Annotated in this window: 6 protein-coding genes; 4 read left to right on the top strand and 2 right to left on the bottom strand. The window is 71.9% G+C overall.

Annotated elements, in window-relative coordinates:
- Positions 1-5: 5 nt before the first annotated feature.
- Entirely contained in the window at positions 6-557 is a 552-nt protein-coding gene (locus V7793_RS33380; RefSeq protein ID WP_168096794.1) for a hypothetical protein, read from the bottom strand.
- Positions 558-861: 304 nt separating this feature from the next.
- On the opposite strand from V7793_RS33380, the gene V7793_RS33375 reads away from it, so the two are divergent.
- The 4 genes from V7793_RS33375 to V7793_RS33360 all read left to right on the top strand — a co-directional run bounded on the left by V7793_RS33375 (position 862) and on the right by V7793_RS33360 (position 4,184).
- Positions 862-1,743 (top strand): LysR family transcriptional regulator, encoded by an 882-nt coding sequence (locus V7793_RS33375; RefSeq protein WP_336013452.1) that lies wholly within the window; start codon positions 862-864, stop codon positions 1,741-1,743.
- A gap of 119 nt (positions 1,744-1,862) precedes the next feature.
- The gene (locus V7793_RS33370; RefSeq protein ID WP_336013451.1) at positions 1,863-2,948 is read left to right on the top strand and encodes an S-(hydroxymethyl)mycothiol dehydrogenase; all 1,086 of its coding nucleotides are present in this window, start codon (positions 1,863-1,865) and stop codon (positions 2,946-2,948) included.
- Positions 2,945-3,604 carry an MBL fold metallo-hydrolase gene (locus V7793_RS33365; protein ID WP_336013450.1) on the top strand — a complete coding sequence of 220 codons (660 nt, stop codon included), beginning with the start codon at positions 2,945-2,947 and terminating at the stop codon, positions 3,602-3,604. The genes V7793_RS33370 and V7793_RS33365 overlap by 4 nt, the downstream gene beginning before the upstream one ends.
- 190 nt (positions 3,605-3,794) lie before the next feature.
- Positions 3,795-4,184 (top strand): VOC family protein, encoded by a 390-nt coding sequence (locus V7793_RS33360; protein ID WP_336013449.1) that lies wholly within the window; start codon positions 3,795-3,797, stop codon positions 4,182-4,184.
- Between the two features lie 55 nt (positions 4,185-4,239).
- Here the strand turns inward: V7793_RS33360 and V7793_RS33355 are convergent.
- The coding region (locus V7793_RS33355) for an SDR family oxidoreductase (RefSeq protein WP_336013448.1) at positions 4,240-4,818 on the bottom strand (579 nt) is incomplete at its 5' end.

Genomic DNA, 4,818 nt, shown 5'->3' with positions numbered 1-4,818 from the left:
GTGGCTCAGTGCCCGGCGCCGGCTGCCTTCCCGAGGGTCCCCGACGTGTTGCAGGCGATGTCGGTGCCGACCGAGTTGACGCCGTCCTTCTTGGCCTGGCCGCCCTGGTACTCGTAGTACAGGTAGGTGTAGAACTCGATGCGGCGGCTCGGGCCGCAGGCCGAGTCCGCGGCGACGTTGTAGGTCAGGGTCACGGTGCGGCTGGCGCCGGGGAGGATCGGCACGGCGTAGTTCATCGAGCCGCTCTGCTTGCCCGTGACGTTGCAGCTGGTCACGTCGCCGGTGCAGGAGGCGAACGCGTACTTCAGCGCGGGGTCCTGGGACGTGCTCCACGTCGGCTGTATGGACTGGTACACGAACTGGGTGTTCGTGGACTGGTCGTTGGTGAACTTCAGGGTGATGCTCACCGTGGACCCGGGCGTCGCGGACGCCTTGTCGACGGTGACGGTCATCGGAGGGGTGTCGGCGGCGGAGGCCGGCTGGGCCATGCCCAGCAGAGCGACGACGGAGGCGAGCGTGGCGGACAGCCCGAGGCGTCCGAACAGTGATCTGCGCATGGCCCGGGAGAGTAGACACGCGCGTCACGTCCTGACTGCACCGCAGGTACAGGACCGGCCACGCGCGACAAGGCCGCTGATGCCTCCGGAGCAGGTGTGGGCTGGGAGGCGCCGGTTCCGCAGGTGTTAGGAGTTGGCCTGGAAGTGCTGTCGGGACGGGTGTGACGGGGCGTTCGAATGGCCGACGTGCCGCACCGGAGGACCCTCTATCGGCCAGACCGGCCTTGCCGGGGGCACGCGCCCGGGGCACGGCCCGCGAGGGCCCCGGGGGGAGGCCGTGATCCAGCACTTACGATGCTGAATCATGGAACTCAGACACCTCGAACACTTCGTCGCCGTCGCCGAGGAGCAGCACTTCACGCACGCGGCGGAACGGCTGCGGGTGGCGCAGTCGGGGGTGTCGGCCTCGGTACGGACCCTGGAACGGGAGCTGGGCGCCGAGCTGTTCCTGCGCACGACGCGGCGCGTGGGGCTGACGGACGCCGGACGGGCGCTGCTGGTGGAGGCGCGGCGGACGCTGGCGTGCGCGGCCGCCGCCCGGGAGGCCGTCGCCGCGGTGCAGGGGCTGATGGGCGGCACGCTCTCCGTGGGGACCGAGCAGTGCATGGGCACGGTGGACGCGGCCGCGCTGCTGGCCTCCTTCCACGCGCTGCACCCGCAGGTGGAGGTGCACATGGAGCAGGCGGGTTCGGGCCGGCTGCTGGAGCAGGTGCGGCGCGGCGAGCTCGACGTGGCGTTCGTCGTGCACGACGGCTTCCACGAGGGGGTGCGGCTGCGGCCGGTCGCGGAGGAGCCCCTGATGCTGCTGTGCCGGGCGGACCACCCGCTGGCCGGCCTCAGCGGGCCGGTGCCCCTGGCGCGGCTGGCCGGGGAGGTGTTCGTGGACCTCCACCCGGACTGGGGCGCCCGCCGGGCCGCGGACCTCGCGTTCGCCGACGCGGGCGTGGCCCGGAAGGTCGCGCTGCAGGTCAACGACGTCTATACACTGCTCGACCTCGTCTCGCGCGGCCTGGGCGCGGCGGTCGTGCCGCGCCCGGTGACGGTCAAGGAGCAGGCGCGCGGGCTCAGTGCGGTGCCGCTGGAGGGGCCGACGCTGTGGAAGGTGGCCGTGGCCGTGCCGGCGGCGGGCAAGCCGACCGCGGCCGCCCGTGCGCTGCTGGCCATGACCGATCAGGAGAACTGTTGACTGATCAGGAGAACTGCTGAATGTGATCGGTCAGGGATGTTGGACACGGTCCGGTTTCCCGCGCAGAGTGGGGGGCGGTCCGACCACAAGATCCGACCACCGAGAAAGGCAGCACCCCCATGGCGCAAGAAGTACGCGGTGTCATCGCACGAGGCAAGGGCGATCCCGTGCGGGTCGAGACGATCCTCGTCCCGGACCCGGGCCCGGGCGAGGCCGTCGTGAAGATCCAGGCGTGCGGGGTGTGCCACACCGACCTGCACTACCGGGAAGGCGGGATCAACGACGAATTCCCGTTCCTCCTCGGCCACGAGGCCGCCGGTGTGGTCGAGTCGGTCGGTGACGGAGTGACCGAAGTGGCGCCGGGCGACTTCGTGATCCTCAACTGGCGCGCGGTCTGCGGCCAGTGCCGAGCGTGTCTGCGCGGCCGCCCCTGGTACTGCTTCAACACGCACAACGCGAAGCAGAAGATGACGCTCACGGACGGCACGGAGCTCTCCCCCGCGCTGGGCATCGGGGCGTTCGCGGAGAAGACGCTGGTGGCCGCCGGGCAGTGCACCAAGGTCGACCCCGCCGCGGCGCCCGCGGCCGCCGGCCTGCTGGGCTGCGGCGTGATGGCCGGCCTGGGCGCGGCGATCAACACCGGTCAGGTGGGCCGGGGCGACTCGGTCGCGGTCATCGGCTGCGGCGGCGTGGGCAACGCGGCGGTCGCCGGGGCCCGGCTGGCCGGCGCCGCCAAGATCATCGCGGTGGACCTCTCCGACGCCAAGCTGGAGCAGGCCAAGGCCCTGGGCGCCACGCACACCGTCAACTCCTCCTCCACGGACGCCGTCGAGGCGATCCGCTCGCTGACCGGAGGCTTCGGCGCCGACGTCGTCATCGACGCGGTCGGCCGCCCGGAGACGTACCGCCAAGCCTTCTACGCGCGGGACCTGGCCGGGACCGTGGTGCTGGTGGGCGTGCCCACGCCGGAGATGAAGCTGGAGCTGCCGCTGCTGGACGTCTTCGGGCGCGGCGGCGCACTGAAGTCCTCGTGGTACGGCGACTGCCTGCCCTCCCGCGACTTCCCCATGCTGATCGACCTCTATCTGCAGGGCCGTCTCGACCTCGACGCGTTCGTCAGCGAGACGATCGCGCTGGACGGGGTGGAGGAGGCGTTCCACCGGATGGAGAAGGGCGAGGTGCTGCGCTCGGTGGTGCTGCTGTGAGCGCGGCGGAGACGGCACCGGACGGCGGGAAGGCCCGCGTCGAACGCCTCGTCACCTCCGGCGTGTTCGCCCTGGACGGCGGCGTCTGGGCGGTCGACAACAACGTCTGGATCGTGGGCGACGACCGGGAGGCCGTCGTCATCGACGCGGCCCACGACGCCGAGGCGATCGCGAGGGCGGTCGGCGACCGCCGGCTCGTCGCGATCCTGTGCACCCACGCGCACAACGACCACATCGACGCGGCACCGGAGCTCGCGGCGCGCACGGGCGCTCCGGTCCTGCTCCACCCGGACGACCGGATGCTGTGGGACCGGACGCACCCGGACACCGCGCCCGACGGCGACCTGACGGACGGGCGGGTGCTGTCCGTGGCGGGCGTCGAGCTGACGGTGCTGCACACCCCCGGCCACAGCCCCGGCGGCGTCTGCCTGTACGCGCCGGCGCTGGGCACGGTCTTCACCGGCGACACCCTCTTCCACGGCGGGCCGGGCGCGACGGGCCGGTCCTTCTCGGACTTCCCGACCATCATCGACTCGATCCGCAAGCGCCTGCTGTCACTGCCGCCGGAGACGGTGGTGCGCACGGGCCACGGGGAGAGTACGACGGTCGACGGCGAGGCCCCGGCGCTGCCGGAGTGGATCGCGCGCGGGCACTGACACGGGCCGCCGGGCCGGTACGCGGACTGGTCCGCGGACCAGTCCGCGTACCGGTCTCCCGGAGTAGGTCCGAAGCCCGATGACATCGCGCAGGGCGGACGATTACGGTCTATCCCGGGCATCGGGGCGCCTTCACCATCCGGGTGGAGAGCGGCCGGTGTCCGGGAGATGCCTGTGGAGGCATTGCATCGTGTCAGTCGAGTTGAATCACACCATCGTTCACTCCCGGGACAAGCGGGAGTCCGCCGCGTTCCTCGCGAACATCCTAGGCCTCGGTGTCGGGCCCGACATGGGCCCCTTCGCCCCCGTGGTCACGGGCAACGGCGTCACGCTGGACTTCGCCACCAGCGACGACCCTGAGAACATCGTCCCGCAGCACTACGCGTTCCTGGTGCCGGAGGAGTCCTTCGACGGCATCTTCGCGCGGATCGAGGAAGCCGGCGTGCCGTACTGGGCCGACCCGTACCGCACCCGGCCGAACGAGATCAATCACCACGACGGCGGGCGGGGCGTCTACTTCCCCGACCCGTCCGGTCATTACCTCGAAGTGCTCACCCGCCCGTACGGCAGCGGCTCGTAGCACCGGACGGACGGAAGGGGCCCCGGGCCGGGGGACGGCCCGGGGCCCCTCCGCGTCAGCGCAGGGCGTATCCGCCGTCCGGATAGAGCACCGAGCCCGTCATGAAGGTGTTCGCGAAGAGGAAGAGCACCGCGTCGGCGATCTCGCCCTCGGTCCCGGGCCGGTGCAGCAGGCTGTCCCTGCCGTACTGCGCGAAGCTCGCCTCGCGCACCGCGGCCGGGCGCTGCGCCCACAGGTTGCCGTCGACCGTGCCGGGCGAGACGACGTTGACGCGCACGGGCGCGAGCTCCACGGCGAGCCCGCGTCCGAGGCCCTCGATCGCCGCGTTGCAGGCGACGTAGGCCGGTGCGGCGGCCGGGGGGCGTACGCTCGCGGCGCCGGACATCAGTACGACGGAGGCGTCCCGCGTCAGCCGGGGCGCCGCGTACTTGACGGCGTGGTACTGGCCCCAGAACTTCGACACGAACGGGCTCTCGGCGTCGCCGTCGCTCAACTCGAGCATGGGGCCCACCCGGTAGGAGGCGGCCGGGGTGAAGAGGTGGTCGATCCGCTCGATGCCGTCGAAGAAGCGGGCCAGGGACTCCTTGTCGGTGGTGTCCACCGCTCCCCAGCTCGCGCCGTCCCCGAGCGACTG

Origin of the sequence: Streptomyces sp. KLMMK (genome assembly GCF_036961605.1) — a bacterium.
In the GTDB taxonomy this organism is placed as follows: Bacteria; Actinomycetota; Actinomycetes; order Streptomycetales; family Streptomycetaceae; genus Streptomyces; species Streptomyces telluris.
This window is presented reverse-complemented; position numbering and strand designations above follow the sequence as displayed.

Coding starts and splice junctions, on each gene's coding strand:
- V7793_RS33380 (WP_168096794.1), bottom strand. CDS start 557: ATGCGCAGATCACTGTTCGGACGCCTCGGGCTGTCCGCCACGCTCGCC.
- V7793_RS33375 (WP_336013452.1), top strand. CDS start 862: ATGGAACTCAGACACCTCGAACACTTCGTCGCCGTCGCCGAGGAGCAG.
- V7793_RS33370 (WP_336013451.1), top strand. CDS start 1,863: ATGGCGCAAGAAGTACGCGGTGTCATCGCACGAGGCAAGGGCGATCCC.